Annotated in this window: 1 pseudogene; it reads left to right on the top strand. The window is 46.9% G+C overall.

What is annotated here, in order from left to right:
- Nucleotides 1-209: pseudogene (locus LKX83_RS33685) on the top strand (suppressor of fused domain protein); the annotation flags it as partial.

Consider the following 209-nt stretch of genomic DNA (forward strand, 5'->3'; position numbering starts at 1 on the left):
GGGGATTGCAGCGGAAGGATCAAGTACAGGTGTGCTATTTGTTGATCAGCTTGACTGGCAGGAACAGAAAAAACTACTCGCCAAAAACAAATTTCATATAGCAATCGGGGCCAAACAAGCGAACCTGATTGGAACGATTCTGGCCAGCCGCATCCGCAATGGGAAATCACTCGCCCTAGCCGGCACAGAAAATCATATTTCTTTCGTAT

It is taken from the genome of Cohnella baijiui, from assembly GCF_020731285.1.
Taxonomy (GTDB): domain Bacteria; phylum Bacillota; class Bacilli; order Paenibacillales; family Paenibacillaceae; genus Cohnella.